Below are 229 nucleotides of genomic sequence, written 5' to 3' on the forward strand. Positions count from 1 at the left end.
GCATTGGAAGCGCCATTAATCACAAAATAGGTAAAGATAATAAAGCCAATACCAAAAGGTACGGCTGAAAACGGAATCATCCAATCCTTAAAAATGGGTATTAATAAATCCTGCATCTCGCGGGTGGTGGCGATGTCCGGTTGCAAGGTGGCGATATAATATAAAGACACACCGACGAACAATGCTCCCATCGACAACCAAAAGTATTTTTTGCGAGCAATCAAACCTT

General features: G+C 41.5%; 1 pseudogene. It reads right to left on the reverse strand.

The annotated features are described in order from the left end of the window. Positions 1–229, reverse strand: a pseudogene (locus AAEZ03_RS29165) (hypothetical protein); the annotation flags it as partial.

The organism is Pseudomonas sp. HY2-MNA-CIBAN-0224 (genome assembly GCF_040310285.1).
GTDB classification, from domain to species: domain Bacteria; phylum Pseudomonadota; class Gammaproteobacteria; order Pseudomonadales; family Pseudomonadaceae; genus Aquipseudomonas; species Aquipseudomonas helleri.